This is a genomic window from Microbacterium sp. T32, assembly GCF_001619615.1.
In the GTDB taxonomy this organism is placed as follows: domain Bacteria; phylum Actinomycetota; class Actinomycetes; order Actinomycetales; family Microbacteriaceae; genus Microbacterium.
In genome coordinates this window covers 34,100-50,983 of record NZ_LQQP01000007.1, presented here as the reverse complement: position 1 = coordinate 50,983, position 16,884 = coordinate 34,100, and the positions used below count along the sequence as shown (strand labels likewise).

Below are 16,884 nucleotides of genomic sequence, written 5' to 3'. Positions count from 1 at the left end.
GCCCGGCACCCGAAGGAGGACGACATGACGATCCAGGCCACCCCCGCCCAGCCGCCCCTGCGCCCCGGCGACCAGACCGAGACCGCCGATGAGATCCGCGCCGCGTGGGAGAACGACCCGCGGTGGGACGGCATCGAGCGCACGTACACGGCCGAGGACGTCGTCCGACTCCGCGGCAGCGTCCGCGAGGAGTCCACGCTCGCCCGCCGTGGTGCGGAGAACCTCTGGAACCTCCTCCACACCGAGGAGTACATCCGGGCCCTCGGCGCCTACACCGGCGGTCAGGCCGTCCAGCAGGTGCGCGCGGGTCTGAAGGCCATCTACCTCTCGGGCTGGCAGGTCGCCGCGGACGGCAACCTCGCGGGTCAGACCTACCCCGACCAGAGCCTCTACCCCGCCAACTCGGTGCCGGCGGTGGTCCGTCGCATCAACAACGCGCTGCTCCGGCAGGACCAGATCGAGCGCGCCGAGGGAGACATCACCCAGGACTGGCTCGCGCCGATCGTCGCCGACGCCGAGGCCGGCTTCGGCGGCCCGCTCAACGCCTACGAACTGGCGCAGTCGCTGATTCAGGCGGGGGCCGCCGGCATCCACTGGGAGGACCAGCTCGCGAGCGAGAAGAAGTGCGGCCACCTCGGCGGCAAGGTGCTCGTGCCGACGCAGCAGCACATCCGGACGCTCAACGCCGCCCGGCTCGCCGCCGACGTCGCGGGCGTGCCGACCGTGATCATCGCGCGCACCGACGCGTTGGCCGCCGACCTGCTCACGAGCGACGTCGACCCGCGCGACGCGGAGTTCCTCACCGGCGAGCGCACCAGCGAGGGCTTCTACCGGGTGCGTCCGGGACTGGATGCCGTCATCTCGCGCGGTCTCGCGTTCGCCCCGTACGCCGACCTGCTCTGGGTCGAGACGGGTGAGCCCGACATCGAGCTCGCCCGTGCTTTCGCCGAGGCGATCCACGCCCGTTACCCGGGCAAGCTGCTCGCCTACAACTGCTCGCCGAGCTTCAACTGGAAGCGTCACCTCGACGACGCGCAGATCGCCACGTTCCAGGCCGACCTGGCCGCGATGGGATACGCGTTCCAGTTCATCACCCTCGCGGGCTTCCACGCCGTGAACCACTCGATGTTCGACCTCGCCCGCGGCTACGCCGAACGCGCCATGAGCGCGTACGTCGAGCTGCAGGAGGCCGAGTTCGCCGCCGAAGCCAACGGGTACACCGCCACGCGCCACCAGCGTGAGGCGGGCACCGGCTACTTCGACGTCGTCTCGACCGCGCTCAACCCCGACAGCGCCACGCTCGCCCTCGCCGGCTCCACCGAGACCGCGCAGTTCCACTGACACCCCTCTTCGCCTCTCGAGTGTCCAAGACACCGAGGCTCACACGAAAGCCACGATCATGACCCTCATCGAACCCCCACCCACCACCGACCGACGCGGCCCCGAGGCCGCGGCATCCACCCCCGCTCCGCACCTGCGGATCGAGCGCCCGCTCGAGGGCCGCGACCGGGAGATCCTCACGCCCGCCGCGCTCGCCTTCCTCACCGAGCTGCACGACCGCTTCGGTCGTCGGCGTCACGACCGGCTCGCCGCGCGGGAACGCCGCCGCTTCGAGATCGGCAACGGCGACGACCCGCACTTCCGGTCCGAGACGGCGCACATCCGCGAAGACCCGTCGTGGCGCGTCGCCGGCGCCGGTCCCGGCCTCGAGGACCGCCGCGTCGAGATCACGGGTCCGACCGACCCGAAGATGACGATCAACGCGCTGAACTCCGGCGCGCGGGTCTGGCTGGCCGACCAGGAGGATGCCACCTCCCCGACGTGGCGCAACGTCATCGGCGGCCAGCTCTCGCTGTTCGACGCGATCCGCGGGCAGCTGAGCTACACCAGCCCCGAGGGGAAGGAATACCGCGTCACCGCCGAGCGCACGCCCACCATCGTGATGCGCCCGCGCGGCTGGCACCTGCCCGAGAAGCACATCACCGTGATCGATCGCGCGGGCCGCGAGCTGCCGGCATCCGGTTCCCTCGTGGATTACGGGCTGTACGTCTTCCACAACGCGCACGCGCTCATCGCGGCGGGGCGCGGACCGTACTTCTACCTGCCGAAGATCGAGTCCGCCGACGAGGCGCGGCTCTGGGACGACGTCTTCTCGTTCACCGAGGAGCGCCTGGGTCTCGCCCACGGCACGATCCGCGCGACGGTGCTCATCGAGACGCTCCCGGCGGCGTTCGAGATGGAGGAGATCCTCTTCGCCCTCCGCGACCACTGCGCGGGTCTCAACGCCGGCCGCTGGGATTACATCTTCTCGATCATCAAGACCTACCGCGGGCGCGGGGCGCGGTTCGTGCTCCCCGACCGGAGCGAGGTCACCATGACGGTGCCGTTCATGCGGGCGTACACCGAACTGCTCGTGCGCACGTGCCACAAGCGCGGCGCGTACGCGATCGGCGGCATGAGCGCGTTCATCCCCAACCGCCGCAAGCCCGAGGTGACCGAGGCCGCGTTCGAGAAGGTCGCCGCCGACAAGCGGCGCGAGGCCGGCGACGGCTTCGACGGCACGTGGGTGGCCCACCCCGACCTGATCCCGGTGGCCCGCGCGGAGTTCGACGCCGTGCTCGGCGACCGCGAGAACCAGATCGAGCGACTGCGCGAGGACGTCGAGGTGCGCCCCGCGCAGCTGCTCGACCTGCGGATCGGCCTGCCGATCACCGCGGGCGGGGTGCGCGGGAACGTTTCGGTGGCGATCCGCTACATCGAGGCCTGGCTGCGGGGCCTGGGGGCCGTCGCGATCGACGACCTCATGGAGGACGCCGCGACCGCCGAGATCTCGCGCTCGCAGATCTGGCAGTGGATCCATCAGGACCGTTCCACCGCCGACGGCACGCGCATCACGCGCGAGTACGTCGAGGGGCTGCTCGGCGACGTGCTCGCCGAGACGCCCCGCGTCGAGGGCGACCGTTTCGACGACGCCGCCGAGGTGTTCCGCGAGGTGGCGCTGCGCGAGGAGTTCCCCGCGTTCCTCACGCTGCCGGCGTACGCGAAGTACCTCGACTGACGGGGTGCGGAGGGCCGGGGCCGTGTCGCCCCGGCCCTTCGTGCGCGTCAGGACGCCGCGGACCGGAAGCGGCGCGGCTTCCCCTCCCCCAGCTCGACGAGACGCTCGACGCGCTCGATCTCCAGGGGCTGACCGAGCGTCGCCGTGAGCGCACGGGCGATCGCCTCGGCATCCCCTCCCGCGATGCGCACCGCGACGCTCCCGTCCGCGCGCTGTTCGACCGTCCAGCCGAGGGCCCCGTGGCTCTGCAGCTGCTGCGTCAGGTCGACCGAGGGCACGCGCGTGCCGGCCGCCGTGACGAAGTCGACGTGCTCGCGCCCCTCGAGGTCGGCGATCCCGACCCCGCCGTCCGGCAGCGTGACGAGGCGCCCGACGTCGCCGGTCCGGTAACGGACGAGAGGAAGCAGCGGGTTCTCGCCCGCGGTGACGGTGATCTCGCCGCGCTCCCCCTCCGGCACCGGCCGCCCGGAGGGGTCGAGCACCTCGACGAGGACGCGCCGATCGAGCACGCGGAAGGGACCGTCGTCGGTGCGCGCGGCGATCGGACGCGTCTCGTGCAGGCCGTACACGTCGATCACCGGGCACGCGAACGCGGCCTCCAGCGCGGCGCGGAGGGGAGCCGACAGCTCCATCGCGCCGGAGAAGAGCGCGAGCGGCCGGACGACATCCCGCAGGTCGCCGTCGAGCAGCTCGGCGAGGCTCGTCGGATTCCCCGTGATCACCTGCGGATCGGCGTCGCGCAGGAACCTCCGCCGGTGGGACGCCTCCCGCCACGCCCCGGCATCCAGGTTCACGCGGGCCATCGCGCGCTGCGCGAAGCCGCTCACGATCGAGACGTATGTGAACGCCTGCCGCTGCTGCAGGACCCACAGGAGCGCGAGCCGTTCGCCGTCCGGATGCCAGTCGGCCCCGGCCTCGCGCGCGAGCCGGACCAGCAGATGAAAGCCCCGCGCGACCTCCTCGACATCGTCCGGGATCACCAGTGCCGCCCCGGTCGACCCCGAGCTCGTGCCGTGCAGCATCCGATCCAGGTCGGCATCCAGAGGCACGAAGGCCGAGACATCGGCGACGAGATCGGCGCGCGAGACGGTCGGGAAGTCGGACAGGGATGCCAGCCTCCCCCGGCCGCGGTAGAACGGCAGTCGACGCGCGATGTCGAGGTGCGCCTCGAGCCAGCCGTCGAGCGGGAGCGGGTCGCGCGTGCGGGCCACGGCGGCGGCGTCGAGCCGGTCGCCCGTCGCGTGGACCCACCGCGGGGCGGCGGGGTGCGTACGCCACCGCTCGAGACGCCGTGCGCCGTCGGCATCCAGGGTCGGCCAGCGTTCCGCGTCGGTGAGGACCGCCGACGACCCGGGTGCGTACTCGCCGAGCGCGAGCGGGTCGTCCGGGTCACTCACTGGAGTACCTCGCCGACGCCTCGCGCGACCGCGCCTCGGCGAGACGGCGCGCGATCTCCTCGCGGTGCCGGTGGGCGGCGTACGCCTCGGCGAGCGCGGCGCTCCGGCGGAGGGAGTCACGCGCGTCGAGGAGGGCGCGCGCGGTGTCGGCGTCCTCCCCGGCGGGGAGGAACCCCGCCCAGAGGAGGAAGGTGCGGGCCGCTTCCTCGCGACGTTCGGCGTCCGAGAGCCAGTCGAGCGGGTCGGTGACCGCGGCGAGGCGAAGGGCGAGCGCATCGACGGCACGGAGGGCGATGCCCGTGGACAGGGGCGGGTCGAACGGGGCGACGAGGTCCTCGCTCGCGAGCACCCACAGCCCGATGGCCGCGGCGAGACGCACGCGCGGATCCTCGGCGTGGGCGACCGCGGCCGGAGCGCGCCCGGCGATGTCTCCCGCGAGCGCGGCGATCGACACGCCCTCGTCGAGGAACGGCCGCGGCACGCTCGACAGCCGGGCGCCGATCTCGTCGACCGACGGGCCGGGGCGCGCGGCCGCCCACGCGGCGTCCTCGGTCGGGGCGAGCGCCGCCCAGGCCCGCAGCAGGTCGTCCGACTCAGCCACCCAGCACCTCCGCCAGTCGCGCGCAGACGGCCGGGGCATCGTCCATGTGTTCGATGTAGAGCACGTCGTAGCCGGCCGCGTCGGCGAGCTCCGCGACCCGGTGCTGCCCGTCGAGCACGACGAGCGTCGCCGTCGTGAGGGTCCCGCGCACGCGCGCCGCGACGTCGGCGCGCTCGGGATCGCCGTCGCCGAACAGAGACGTGAGCCCGTCGTCCGAGAGCACGACGAGGTGGCGGCGGTCGGCGGCATCCGGGGTCGACAGCCCCGCGTAGCGGCGCTCCAGGAGGTCGAGGGGGAAGGTCGTCCCGCCGCTGTAGAAATAGGCCAGCTCGGTGACCACGCGCGCGGGGTCGCGGGTGAAGTCCTCGGCCCCGGCGACCTGCCCGGGACCGGAGAAGCTCGTCACCCGCACACGCCCTCCCCCGCGGAGCACCGACAGCGCGAGGATCGTGCCCGCGAGCACGGCCGGTGAGCCCGAACGCGGATACGGCATCGATCCGGAGCTGTCGATGTACAGGTCGACCGCGAGGCCCGTGCGCACCGGTGGCGGGTCGTCGACGAGGAACGAGCGGCGCCGCGTCGTCACGCCCGGCACGACCACCCCCGCCGCCTGGAGGCTCGCGGGCCAGTCGACGTCGGCGAGGTCGTCGCCGACCTCCCACGTCTCGAGGGGGCCGGGGAGATCGGGGACGGTCGGTTTCGGCGCCCGCTGCGTGAACGGACGGACCCACCGGCTGGCCTCGGCGCGGTACCACGCGGCCAGGACCTCGTCCGGATTCGCGTCCCGGTACAGCTCGAGCGTGCGCGAGATGCCGAGGGTCTGTCCGCGGCCATCGCTCGGACCACCGGCATCGCCCGGGCGCGACGGCAGGGCCTCCTTCAGCCGCCGGTCGGCGAACACGCGACCCAGCTCCCCCGCGGACGCCGGGGCGGTGTCGGCGGCGCACGCGATCGGGACGCCCGTCATCTCGTCGTCGGCGCGGGGATCGACGAGATACGGCGCGACGATGACGCCGAACCGCAGCGCCCCGGACACGGCATCCCCCGCGAAGGTCCGCACGAGCGCGGCGAGCGAGTCGGCATCCAGGGCCGGGCGCGTGAGGGTCGCGGCCGCCAGTTCGTCGGCCACCCGCTGTGCGTCGCGACGCCGCTCGCGCAGCTTCCGTTCGGCCTCGCGGTGCCTCTCCGGGGTCTGCTCGATCGGGATCTCGGGCTCGGGCGCGGGGGGCGCGGCCAGCGGCGGCGGCTGCGGATCGCAGAGCGTGCCCGCGGCGAGGTTCCACAGCAGCTCGTACGTGCGGAGGTAGACCCACCACAGCCGGCTCGGCGAGTCGCGGGACGCGCGATACAGCGCGCGGGACAGGCGTACGATCCCGGGCTCGCCGGGTCCGTCGCGACGGCGCTGCAGGACCGCGACCCGGGAGTTCACGAGGAGATCGGTCCACAGGTTCGACAGCAGCGACAGATCCGCATCGCGGATCGCGTACGCGCCCGCGGCGTGCAGCGCCCGGGCGAGCTGATGACGGATCTTCAGCGCATCCAGGCGCGTGCTCGGCGCGAGGACGTGGTGGCCGAGCTCGTGCGCGAACACGCTCTCCCACTCGTCGGCACCGCCGAAGGCCGTGACCATGTCGGGGTCCACGGTGATCGACGGCGGGAAGCTGAACCACGCCGGCGCCCCCTGCACCGATCCCGCGCCGGGGTCGAGGACGGCGTCGTGCATACGCACGCCCCACAGCTCCTGCGCGGACTCCCACGCGGCCCGCTCGAGCGACGTCATCGCGCTCATGCCGCGTCCGCCACGTGGATCCAGGCGAGGTAGGAGTCCGGGAAGGTGACGAGGGATGCCGGTCCCCCGAGGCCCTCCTCGGGCTCGTCGACCGCGCGGAGCGGGGTCAACCGCGACCCCCACACGTCGGCGTCGATCCGCCACCACCGCTCGCCCGTGCGCACCGCGAAGGCACCGGCCGGGCCGAGGGGACGGCCGTCCGTCGGGGGCTGCGTCCAGGCTCCACCGAGACCCGCGAAGCCGCCCACCGCGCAGACGTACCCGCGCTGCTCGGCGCGGCCCGGCCACCAGAACCGGTCGGTGCGCTGATGCTCGAGGAAGGGCTCCACGTCCGTGGCATCCATCCCGAGGGTGGCGGCGATCGCGTCCGCGGCCGCGGGCATCGCCGCGGCGATCCGCGACAGCGCGTCCTCGCGCAGGCCCAGGACCCCCGCGCGCCACCCGGCGATGCCCGCGAGATGCTTCGGATCGAGGGCGCTCGAGCCGGCTGCCGCCTGCCCCGCGCCGAACTCGGCGCGGAACCGGTCGGCGGAGCCCCCGGCGGCGGCGACGTTCCGGGCGGCGAGCCCGAGGTCGAGGCCGTCCACGGGCTCCGGTGATCCGACCGGGACCGTGCGGTCCGCGAGGTGTCCGGGCCGACGGATCATGGCCGCCGCTCGACCCACCGGACGTACGCGGTGTAGCGCTGGTGCAGGTACTTCAGCGCCATGAGGTCGTCGAAGTCGCGCCCGTACAGCTTGCCGGTGCCCGCCATCGTGCGCAGCAGCGACTCGATGGCCGTGATGCGACGCCCCGCCTCGAGCGCGGTCACGCCGTCGAGTCCGGCATCCGCCTGCGCGAGGAGCGCCCCGACCGGGTCGTCCTTCCCGCGCCCGAGCGCGTCGTACTGTCGGCACGACTCGGCGAACAGGTCGGTGAGCCAGCTCAGCACGTCCGTGCTCAACTCGCGCTCGGCCCCCACGTCGAAGCGCGGGTGCGTCGGGTTGGGCAGCAGTTTCCCGCGCAGGACGAAGGGCAGGACGGCGGCGACGTCGGCGACCGACACCGCTTCCCGGCCGCGGAACCACGCGATCGCCTTGGCATAGACGACGAGGGTCTGCAGCGCCCGCACCGACAGACCGTTGAGCGTCTGCGCGCCGGGGTCGCTCATGAGGTCGGCACCGGAGTTCGCCTCGATGGCCTCGGCGACCCTGCCGCCGCCCGTGGTCACGGTGTCCTTCGTGCGGTACTCGAACCGGCGACCGCCGCCCTGCACGAACTCGAAGTGGCTGAGGAAGAACTCCAGGCGCCGCCGTACGTCGGCAGGAACGGGGACCGCGCGGATCGCCGCGCGCATCGCGGTCTGCTCCTCGGCCGCGAACACGAGCTCGGACGGGACGTGCTCCTCGGGCTTCTCGCCCGCCTCCACGCGGGCGACCAGCTCGTCGAAGAAGCGGCTGTTGAAGCCGGCGGCCGGCACCGTGACGTCCATGCGGTCGCGCAGCGCCTGGATCACGGGGAACGTGCCGCCGCCCGCGTCGTCGTTCGCGGTGAAGAACCAGCTCTCGACACCGCTCGCGGGTGCGGTGCGGCGCATCTGGTCGTGGCTCTCGACGTACCCCTCCGCGACCATGGTCAGCAGCGCCGACTGCGTCTTCGTCGGGATCCGGTTGTATTCGTCGACGATCTTCACCGGCCGCGTGAGCCACTCGCGCCACGCGATGCCGATGTCCGAGAGCCGCTCGGCGCTCATGAGGTCGCGCGGGAGCGGGATGCCGACGAGGTCGCTGATCGTGAGCTGCGGCTGGCCCTGCTGCACACCGCGGCGCACCTCGTCGGGGCTCGAGCCCGCGAGCACCCCCATGAGGACGGCGACGGTGGTCTTCCCGCGTCCCGGTCCGCCGATGAGGAGGCACTTGCCGCCGACGGCGAAGGTCAGCAGCGGCAGCAGCACGTTCGACGAGTACGACGGCTCACTCGGCAGCGTCAGCTCGGCCCCGGCATCCCCCAGTGTGAACGACAGCGCCGGGCCGGAGGAGAACTCGACGTCGTAGTAGGGCGAGATGACGGCCCGGTTGACGATCCAGTAGTACGTCTGACGCAGCTTCTCGTCGAGAGGGACCGCGGAGTCGTCGGTCTCGGCCCGGAACAGGTCGTCCGCGGTGAGCGGGGCGACCCCGTCCTCCGGATGCGGCGTGGTGGGGGCTTCCGAGAGCTTGTGCCAGCGGTCCGACATCGCGCCAGCCTAACCCGCGGCCCGGCGCCGCAGAGCCTCTTGCTCGGCCAGGGGCCGACCCTCTAGGGGAGCCTCGAACGCGGTCCACCGGGCGACGGCCGCACGCACCTCGGGCAGCGCGGCGGCGAGCCTCTCCGCCACCGACCCGCGCACCTCGAGCCACGGCACGGGCTGCGCCGCGAGCACCGCGCGGAAGCGCTCCTGCATGTCGGCGCGGATGTGCTCACCGTCGCGCATGCCGTCCTGCACGAAGGGGATCTCGTCACCGGTCAGCACATACAGGGCCGGGCGGTGCACGGCCGCGCGCGCGTGGATGCGGTCGGCGACCGTGCCCACGTACCGCTCGTGCCACAGCGCCGTGGCCAGCACGTCCGTGTCGCACACGAGCACCGGGACGGGCACCCGCCGCAGCGCGTCGCGCTCCCACTCGATCTGCCGATCGACGATGAGGTCGAACTCGTCGCTCCGCCACGGCGCGTCGAGACCGCCCTCGCGCGTCACGCTGATCTCGCGGCCGTACTCCGGCACCCACAGCGTTCCGAGCTCGGCGGCGAGCGCCTCCGCCAGCGTCGTCGAGCCGGTCGACTCCGCGCCGAGCACGACGATGCGCGCGGCGAGGTCCGCCCGTGTCGCGGGCGACAGCTCCGACCAGTGACCGGCGAGATCGCCACGGATCGCGGTGCCCGACACCGGGTTCACGACCCGACCCGGGTCGATCTGCACCCACTCGGCATGAAGCCTCCGGGCGAGTTCCGCGCCGTAGTCGTCGGAGGTGAACACCGCGTCGACGGGTTCGTCGAGAAGACCGCGGATCGTCGCGGTGTGCGCGTCCCACGCGGTCTCGGAACCGAAATCGACGGGGGTGTCGTCGACGAGATCGACCACGCGCACGGTCGGGTGCCCCTCGCGGATCCACGCGGCGCGTCGTTCGAGTGGAATGGATTCGACGGATGCCGCGATGACCTCGACCGTGACACGCTCGCACGCCCGCACGGCGGAGCGGATCAGGTGAGCGTGCCCGGCGTGCAGTGGGTAGAACTTCCCCACCACCACCCCGTGGCGGAACCGCCGCTCAGACACGTGCATCCGCGGGCGCCGCGGTCGCCGTCCCCTCGCGCAGCACGCGATGCCAGCCGCGCCACCCGCCGATGCACAGCACGACGAACAGGGCGTAGAGGGCGGCGATGATCCACAGTCCGGTCGCGATCGACAGGGCCACGAAGGCGATGTCGACGGCGATCCACACCGCCCAGTTCTCGATCCACTTGCGGTTCAGCATGTACTGCGCGACCAGGCTCGCCGCCGTCGTGCCGGCGTCGGCGAGCGCGACCTGCGAGTCGGTGAACGTCGCCAGGAGCCACGTCAGGACGGCCATCCCGACGACTCCCGCGACGATCAGCCACGGGACGGCCCGCCGGGGCGTCCGGGCGACGTAGTCGCGGTCGTGCTCGACCCCGCGCGTCCACCGGATCCAGCCGTGGACGCCGAGCGCGAGGTAGACGAGCTGCAGTCCCGCCGACGCGTACAGTCCCGCCGGCACGAACACGACGAGGAAGACGGCGTTGTTGGCGATGCCGATGGGGTAGGTCCAGACATTTCGTCGGGCGGCGAGGAGCACGCACGCGGCCCCCGTCGCGAACCCGAGGATCTGCATCCATTCGGTCAGGATCCACTCGATCACCCGTCGAGCCTACGTGGACGCCGTCGACGTCCGGCGCCTCACTCCCTGCCCGGGTCGCGCGGGGCGAACCGCCGGAGGCTCGCGCGCGAGGTCAGTCGCGCCGCGGCGAGCGACCCGGCGACGGCGAGGAAGATCGGCAGCAACAGGTCGAAGCCCGTGCCGGTGAACTCGATCACGAGCACGATCGCGGTGAACGGCGCGCGCATGTTCGAGGCGAGGAACGCCGCCGCGGCCACGATCGCGAGGCCCGTGGCATCCGCTCCCGGCCACACGAACGCCCAGCCCGCGGCGGCCGCCGCGCCCAGGCTCGCGCCGATCGCGACGGACGGCTGCAGCGTGCCGCCGACCGCGCCGGAACCGAGCGACACCACCGTCGCGGCGTACTTCAGCGCGGCGAGGGCGAGCAGCAGCAGCGCAGGCTGGCTGAGGTCGAAGCCGGCCGTCGCAAGTGCCCGGCCGTTGCCGAGGATCAACGGGAACACGGTGCCGAGCGCACCGACCGCGGCGAAGGTCAACGGCAGCGCGACGAGGAGCTTCCACCCCGTCGGGCGGACCTTCGCCAGGAGCGACGTCACGGCCCCGAAGCTCGTCGCGCCCCACCCCATCAGCGGTCCGATGAGGATCGCCGCCACGATGAGCGACGCGTTCACGTCGAGGGATGCCACGTGGTACAGCGAGTCGTCGCCGACCAGCGGCCGCGCGACGAGGGTCGCGATGGCGCTCACGGCGAGCGCGACGACCGCGGCGCCGACGCTGAACTGCGCGAGGAGGATCTCGATCGCGAAGAGCGCGCCGCCCAGCGGCACGTTGTACACCGCGGCGAGACCCGCGCCCGCGGCGGCGGCGATGAGGATGCGTCCCCAGCGCGCGTCGAGGCGGAACCACCGCACGATCTTCGATCCGGCCATCGCGGAGAGTTCGCGCGGGGCGACCTCCTTGCCGATCGAGGCGCCGAGGGCGACGGAGGTGACCTGGATCACGGTGTCGGCGAGCGTCTCCCACCAGGGCATGTGCGCGCCCGCGACGCCCTGCTCGACCGTCGCGATCCTGCGACCGAAACGGCGCAGCAGGTACCAGCCGAGCGCCGCGACGACACCCGCGCCGCCCACGGTCGCGATCGGCAGCCACCACACCGACGGGTACGCCAGACCGTCGAGGAACGGGCCTTCGTCGTGTCCCCAGACGAGGTGCTCGATCGTGTGCACGATCCAGACGAGCAGCAGCACGGCCAGGCCGGTGCTCACCCCGACGATCGCGGTGGCGAGCCCGATCCGGAGCAGGATGCCGAGCCCCCGACGATGCACGCGCGTCCGGTCCGGGGCCCCTGCTGTCACGACGCCACGCTAACGCACCGGCGACAGCCCGCCCGCCACGCGCTACCGTGACCGCATGGCCTCTGTCTCCCCGGCGGGTCGTCGCGCGAGCGACGGCTTCGGCATCGTCTCGATCATCCTCGCGGCGTTCATCCTGCTGCCCGCGCTGATGATCTTCCTCATCGGGCTCGCCCCGGGCATGAACGCGATCTGGTGGCTCGGCATCGTGCTGCTCCCGATCATGGCGTTCCTCGGGCTGGTCATCGTGATCGTGGGGACGATCGGCATCGTCCTCCGTGTCCGGGCGGGCCGCCGGCCCACCCTCTCGATCATCGGCGCGGCCCTCGGCATCCTTCTGGTCCTGCCCGTGCTCTGGGTGCTGTTCTCCACGGCGGTCTGACCCGGCGCCTCCCGCACCCCGTGAGACGCCCCGGGGCCTCCGGCATCCCGGGCGCGCCGAGTAGGCTCGGTGCCGTGACCGACCGCGCTCCGCTCTCCCGCAAGCTCTCCGCCATCGCCGAATCCGCGACCCTGAAGGTCGACGCCAAGGCCAAGGCCCTCAAGGCCGCCGGCCGCCCCGTCATCTCCTACGCCGCCGGTGAGCCCGACTTCGCGACCCCGCAGTTCGTCGTGGATGCCGCGGCCGAAGCGCTGCACAACCCCGCGAACTTCCGCTACACCCCCGCCGCCGGACTCCCGGTGCTGCGCGAGGCCATCGCCGCGAAGACGCTGCGGGACTCGGGCCTCGAGGTCGCGCCGTCGCAGATCATCGTGACCAACGGCGGCAAGCAGGCCGTCTACCAGGCGTTCCAGACGGTGGTGAACCCCGGCGACGAGGTGCTGCTCCCCGCCCCGTACTGGACGACCTACCCCGAGGCCATCGCCCTCGCCGACGGCGTGCCCGTCGAGGTGTTCGCGGGCGCCGACCAGGACTACAAGGTCACCGTCGCGCAGCTCGAGGCCGCCCGCACCGACAAGACCACCGTCCTGGTGTTCGTCTCCCCCTCGAACCCCACCGGCTCGGTCTACACGCCCGAGGAGACGGCGGAAATCGGCCGCTGGGCCCTCGAGCACGGGATCTGGGTCATCACCGACGAGATCTACCAGAACCTCACCTACGAGGGCGCCCGCGCGGTGTCGATCGTCGAGGCCGTGCCCGAGCTCGCCGGGCAGACGATCCTCGTCAACGGTGTGGCGAAGACGTACGCCATGACCGGATGGCGGGTCGGCTGGATGATCGGACCGGCGGATGCCATCAAGCTCGCCGGCAACCTGCAGTCGCACCTGTCCAGCAACGTCAACAACATCGCGCAGATCGCCGCGGCCGCGGCGCTGAACGGACCGCAGGACGAGGCCGAGCAGTTCCGCGAGGCGTTCGACCGGCGCCGCCGCCTGATCGTGTCGGAGCTGGCGAAGATCGACGGCGTCGAGGTGCCGAACCCGCTGGGCGCGTTCTACGTGTACCCCGACGTCCGCGGCCTGCTGAACCGCGAGTGGGACGGCGTCACCCCCACCACCTCGCTCGAGCTCGCCGACCTGATCCTCGAGAAGACCGAGGTCGCGGTCGTCCCCGGCGAGGCCTTCGGCCCGAGCGGCTACCTCCGCCTGTCGTACGCCCTCGGCGACGCCGAGCTCCTGGAGGGCGTCCAGCGCCTCCAGCGCCTGTTCTCCTAGGGTTCCCTCTCGCGTGAGGGGTCAATTTCTGTCGCTTCAAGGCGCTCCAAGCGACAGAGATTGACCCCTCACGCTGGCTAGAGCTCGACGTTCACCAGTACCGGCTCGGGCTGCAGCAGCAGGCCGAACTCGGACTGGACGCGATTCTGCACGAAACGGGCGAGCTCGGCGATCTCACCCGCCGTCGCGCGGCCGCGGTTGGTGAGCGCGAGCGTGTGCTTGGTGGAGAGGCCGGCGCGCGATCGCGGGAACCGGAAGCCGCGCGACAGTCCCGCGTGCTCGATGAGCCACGCCGCGCTGACCTTCACCTCGCGGCGTTCCGTCACCGGTGTCGGCACGACGCCGTCGAAGGCGGCGAGCGGGATCACGGTCACCGGGTCGATCGCGGGCCCCAGCGGCCACCGCGGGCACTCGGCGGGAAGCGTGCGCGCGAACGCCTCCGAGACGATCGCGTTCTGGAAGAACGACCCGGCGCTCCAGGTGTCGGGGTCCTCGGGGTCGAGCACCATGCCCTTGCTCGCGCGGGTCGCCAGCACGTGCTCGCGGATCCAGCGCAGCGACACCGCCGTGTCGGCATCCAGTCCCAGGGCTCCGCGCAGCTGGCCGCCCCCGATCGGACGGTCGCCGTCACCGACGCGCTGGAGTTCGAGGGTGACCGACAGGATCACGGCCGGGCGTTCGGGGACCGAGCCGTAGTGCTGCTTCAGCACGGAGGTGCGGAAGCCGAGCCCCAGATCGGATGCCGGGACGGTCGAGACCTCACCCGTGGACTCGTCGAGGAGCTCCACCTCGACCAGCGTCTGCACGACCTCCTGGCCGTACGCGCCGATGTTCTGCACCGGGGCGGCGCCGACCGTCCCCGGAATGCCGGACATCGCCTCGATGCCGGCGAGGCCGCGGGCCACCGTCTCGGCGACGAGCGCGTCCCAGTCATGGCCGGCCTGCACCCGAAGCCGAACGGTGTCGGGGCGGGAACCGGGCAGCTCCTCGATGCCGGACGTGCGCACGAGCACCACCGTGCCCTCGAACGGCTCGTCACCGACGAAGAGGTTCGAGCCGCCGCCGACGACGAGCCACGGCTCGCCCGCGCCCCACAGGTCGCGGAGCACCGACACCAGCTCGTCCGGTGTGCGGGCCTCGATGGTCCGCTCGGGCAGACCGCCGGTGCGGAGGGTCGTCAGCTCGGAGAGCGGGACGGGGGTGATGTCGGGCATCAGGCCAGCCGCACGCGCACCTGCGCCTTGCCGAGGACCGTGGTCCCCGCGTGCGTCACGGTGAGATCGATGCGGGCGGCCTCGTCGTCGACCGCGCCCACCTTGGCGCTGACGTGCAGGTCGGCTCCCTCGACGGGGTCGACGACCACGGGGCGCGTGAAGCGCACGCCGTACTCGAGGATGCGGCCGGTGTCGCCGAGCGCCTCGGCGAGCGTCCCGACCGCAATACCCATCGTGAGCATGCCGTGGGCGAGGACGCCCGGGAGCCCCACCTCGGCGGCGACGTCGTCGCGGTAGTGAATGGGGTTGAAGTCGCCCGAGGCACCGGCGTACCGCACGAGCGACTCGCGCGTGAGGTGCACGGAACGTTCGGCGACGACGTCTCCGACGGTGAACGCGGTCATGCGTCGGCCTCCCCGGCCAGCAGCACGCTGGTCGTCGTCACGACGTGGGCGCCGTCGGCATCCACGATCTCCGCCTCGCTCGCGATCATCGCGTTGGCACCGAGGGTCCGGATGCCGGTCACGGACAGCGTCGCGGTGAGTTCGTCGCCGGCCACGATCGGCCGGGAGTACCGGAAGCGCTGCTCGGCGTGGACGAGCCGCGAGAGCTCGATGCCCGACTCGGGGTCGCCGAGCAGCTGCTGGAACGTGAGGTCCTGTACGACCATCGCGAACGTCGGCGGCGCGACGACGTCGGCGTAGCCGAGCGCGCGGGCCGCCTCGGGGTCGGAGTGCTGCGGGGCGTCGGCGAAGACGGCGCGGGCGAACTCGCGCACCTTCTCTCGGCCGACGAGATACGGCGGGGTCGACGGGAAGACACGTCCGACCAGTTCGGGGTTCACGGGCACCCGGCCAGTCTACCGAGCGCTCCCCCGCCGCCTCAGCGCTGGTGGCGACCGCGGACGGCCTTCACGGCCATCTGCGTGGCGATGAAGACGAGGAAGATCGAGAAGAGGACGTTGCCGACGAACGGGTCGACGAGCTTCGCGAGCGAGGCGCCCAGCGCGGTGGTGGTGCACGCCGCGATGCCGACGCACGCGGCAGCGAGAAGGTCGACGTTGGAGCGACGGAGGTTTCCCACGGTCCCCGAGATGGCAGTGGGGATCATCATCAGCAGCGAGGTTCCGCGGGCGACGAGGTCGCTCGTCCCGAAGAGCAGCAGCAGCGCCGGCACGACGATGATCCCGCCGCCGACGCCCAGCAGACCCGCGAGGATGCCGGTGACCACACCCAGCGCGAGGAGGCTCGGCCCCGTGACCCAGGTCAGGGCGAGCTCGGCATCCCGGGAGGGGATGACGAAGTACAGGCTGACGATCACCGCGACGAGGAACGCGACGAACGCCCAGCGCAGCGCGGTCTGCGAGAGCTTCGGGAGCAGCCACGTGCCGATCTGCGCGCCGCCGACGGCGCCCGCGGCGAGGATCAGTGCGGGAATCCACGCGACGTGACCGTCGATCGCGTAGGTGATGACACCGACGGATGCCGTGGGCACGATCGCCGCGAGCGAGGTCCCGGCCGCGAACCGCTGGTCGAATCCGAGCAGCAGCACCAGCAGCGGCACGATCACCGTGCCGCCGCCGACCCCGAACAGACCGGACATGAGGCCCGCGAGGAGCCCCACGCCGACGCAGACGGCGGAGAAGCGGAACGAGCGGGGCGTGCGGGTGCGTTCGATCACGGGGCGGGGGTCCTTGCGACGGGGGCGGGCGGGCCGGCGCCCGCCGACGGACCAGTCTTCCACCTCGGCGGAGGCCGGGACGTCACGGCTGACCGGAGAAGAAAGCGGCCCCCGGTGGTCCGAAGCCGCGTCCACCGGGGGCCGTCGCCCTCACAGGTCAAGCGGAACGGTGACCCGAACACCGGTCTGCGACCACGATCGCGAGGGTGCGACAGGAGAGAAGTTATCCCCCATGTCCCCACCGTAGCTGCCGGTTGACACG

16 protein-coding genes are annotated in these 16,884 nt (G+C 72.5%); 4 read left to right on the top strand and 12 right to left on the bottom strand.

Annotation, left to right across the window (positions count from 1 at the left end; genetic code table 11):
- Positions 1-24: 24 nt before the first annotated feature.
- Positions 25-1,341, top strand: a complete 1,317-nt coding sequence (gene aceA / locus AVW09_RS03475) for an isocitrate lyase (RefSeq protein WP_063256742.1) — start codon at positions 25-27, stop codon at positions 1,339-1,341.
- Between the two features lie 58 nt (positions 1,342-1,399).
- Positions 1,400-3,058 carry a malate synthase A gene (gene aceB, locus AVW09_RS03470; RefSeq protein ID WP_063256687.1) on the top strand — a complete coding sequence of 553 codons (1,659 nt, stop codon included), beginning with the start codon at positions 1,400-1,402 and terminating at the stop codon, positions 3,056-3,058.
- Between the two features lie 47 nt (positions 3,059-3,105).
- On the opposite strand, the gene AVW09_RS03465 is transcribed toward aceB, so the two are convergent.
- The 8 genes from AVW09_RS03465 to AVW09_RS03430 are packed head-to-tail and all read right to left on the bottom strand — an operon-like array spanning position 3,106 to position 12,075.
- A complete protein-coding gene (locus AVW09_RS03465) occupies positions 3,106-4,455 on the bottom strand; it encodes an AMP-binding protein (RefSeq protein ID WP_063256686.1) in 1,350 nt (449 codons plus the stop codon).
- Positions 4,448-5,056 carry a hypothetical protein gene (locus tag AVW09_RS03460; RefSeq protein ID WP_063256685.1) on the bottom strand — a complete coding sequence of 203 codons (609 nt, stop codon included), beginning with the start codon at positions 5,054-5,056 and terminating at the stop codon, positions 4,448-4,450. Before AVW09_RS03460 ends, AVW09_RS03465 begins: the two co-directional genes overlap by 8 nt.
- Entirely contained in the window at positions 5,049-6,845 is a 1,797-nt protein-coding gene (locus AVW09_RS03455; protein WP_063256684.1) for a hypothetical protein, read from the bottom strand. The genes AVW09_RS03460 and AVW09_RS03455 overlap by 8 nt, the downstream gene beginning before the upstream one ends.
- Positions 6,842-7,492, bottom strand: coding sequence for a hypothetical protein (locus AVW09_RS03450; RefSeq protein ID WP_063256683.1), 651 nt, complete (start codon positions 7,490-7,492; stop codon positions 6,842-6,844). The genes AVW09_RS03455 and AVW09_RS03450 overlap by 4 nt, the downstream gene beginning before the upstream one ends.
- On the bottom strand, positions 7,489-9,060 hold the full coding sequence (locus tag AVW09_RS03445; protein WP_063256682.1) for an AAA family ATPase: 1,572 nt from the start codon (positions 9,058-9,060) through the stop codon (positions 7,489-7,491). The genes AVW09_RS03450 and AVW09_RS03445 overlap by 4 nt, the downstream gene beginning before the upstream one ends.
- 9 nt (positions 9,061-9,069) lie before the next feature.
- Positions 9,070-10,146: an AAA family ATPase gene (locus tag AVW09_RS03440; protein ID WP_231901759.1), complete on the bottom strand. Its 1,077-nt coding sequence runs from the start codon at positions 10,144-10,146 to the stop codon at positions 9,070-9,072.
- Positions 10,133-10,741 (bottom strand): nicotinamide riboside transporter PnuC, encoded by a 609-nt coding sequence (gene pnuC / locus AVW09_RS03435; RefSeq protein ID WP_063256680.1) that lies wholly within the window; start codon positions 10,739-10,741, stop codon positions 10,133-10,135. Before pnuC ends, AVW09_RS03440 begins: the two co-directional genes overlap by 14 nt.
- A 38-nt stretch (positions 10,742-10,779) precedes the next feature.
- On the bottom strand, positions 10,780-12,075 hold the full coding sequence (locus AVW09_RS03430; protein ID WP_063256679.1) for a chloride channel protein: 1,296 nt from the start codon (positions 12,073-12,075) through the stop codon (positions 10,780-10,782).
- A gap of 55 nt (positions 12,076-12,130) precedes the next feature.
- Between AVW09_RS03430 and AVW09_RS03425 the strand changes: the two genes are divergently transcribed.
- Together AVW09_RS03425 and AVW09_RS03420 are read left to right on the top strand one after the other, a co-directional pair.
- On the top strand, positions 12,131-12,454 hold the full coding sequence (locus AVW09_RS03425; protein ID WP_063256678.1) for a hypothetical protein: 324 nt from the start codon (positions 12,131-12,133) through the stop codon (positions 12,452-12,454).
- Positions 12,455-12,528: 74 nt separating this feature from the next.
- Positions 12,529-13,728 carry a pyridoxal phosphate-dependent aminotransferase gene (locus AVW09_RS03420; RefSeq protein ID WP_063256677.1) on the top strand — a complete coding sequence of 400 codons (1,200 nt, stop codon included), beginning with the start codon at positions 12,529-12,531 and terminating at the stop codon, positions 13,726-13,728.
- A gap of 77 nt (positions 13,729-13,805) precedes the next feature.
- On the opposite strand, the gene AVW09_RS03415 is transcribed toward AVW09_RS03420, so the two are convergent.
- Genes AVW09_RS03415 through AVW09_RS03400 form a run of 4 tightly spaced genes read right to left on the bottom strand, consistent with a single transcriptional unit; the run spans position 13,806 to position 16,622 of the window.
- Positions 13,806-14,942, bottom strand: a complete 1,137-nt coding sequence (locus tag AVW09_RS03415) for a UDP-N-acetylmuramate dehydrogenase (RefSeq protein WP_063256676.1) — start codon at positions 14,940-14,942, stop codon at positions 13,806-13,808.
- The gene (locus AVW09_RS03410) at positions 14,942-15,346 is read right to left on the bottom strand and encodes a MaoC/PaaZ C-terminal domain-containing protein (RefSeq protein ID WP_063256675.1); all 405 of its coding nucleotides are present in this window, start codon (positions 15,344-15,346) and stop codon (positions 14,942-14,944) included. The genes AVW09_RS03415 and AVW09_RS03410 overlap by 1 nt, the downstream gene beginning before the upstream one ends.
- Entirely contained in the window at positions 15,343-15,792 is a 450-nt protein-coding gene (locus AVW09_RS03405; protein ID WP_063256674.1) for a MaoC family dehydratase N-terminal domain-containing protein, read from the bottom strand. Before AVW09_RS03405 ends, AVW09_RS03410 begins: the two co-directional genes overlap by 4 nt.
- Positions 15,793-15,824: 32 nt before the next feature.
- On the bottom strand, positions 15,825-16,622 hold the full coding sequence (locus AVW09_RS03400) for a sulfite exporter TauE/SafE family protein (protein WP_063256673.1): 798 nt from the start codon (positions 16,620-16,622) through the stop codon (positions 15,825-15,827).
- Between the last annotated feature and the right edge of the window lie 262 nt (positions 16,623-16,884).

Coding starts and splice junctions, on each gene's coding strand:
- AVW09_RS03415 (WP_063256676.1), bottom strand. CDS start 14,942: ATGCCCGACATCACCCCCGTCCCGCTCTCCGAGCTGACGACCCTCCGC.
- AVW09_RS03450 (WP_063256683.1), bottom strand. CDS start 7,492: ATGATCCGTCGGCCCGGACACCTCGCGGACCGCACGGTCCCGGTCGGA.
- AVW09_RS03455 (WP_063256684.1), bottom strand. CDS start 6,845: ATGAGCGCGATGACGTCGCTCGAGCGGGCCGCGTGGGAGTCCGCGCAG.
- aceA (WP_063256742.1), top strand. CDS start 25: ATGACGATCCAGGCCACCCCCGCCCAGCCGCCCCTGCGCCCCGGCGAC.
- AVW09_RS03410 (WP_063256675.1), bottom strand. CDS start 15,346: ATGACCGCGTTCACCGTCGGAGACGTCGTCGCCGAACGTTCCGTGCAC.
- AVW09_RS03425 (WP_063256678.1), top strand. CDS start 12,131: ATGGCCTCTGTCTCCCCGGCGGGTCGTCGCGCGAGCGACGGCTTCGGC.
- AVW09_RS03445 (WP_063256682.1), bottom strand. CDS start 9,060: ATGTCGGACCGCTGGCACAAGCTCTCGGAAGCCCCCACCACGCCGCAT.
- aceB (WP_063256687.1), top strand. CDS start 1,400: ATGACCCTCATCGAACCCCCACCCACCACCGACCGACGCGGCCCCGAG.
- AVW09_RS03440 (WP_231901759.1), bottom strand. CDS start 10,146: ATGCACGTGTCTGAGCGGCGGTTCCGCCACGGGGTGGTGGTGGGGAAG.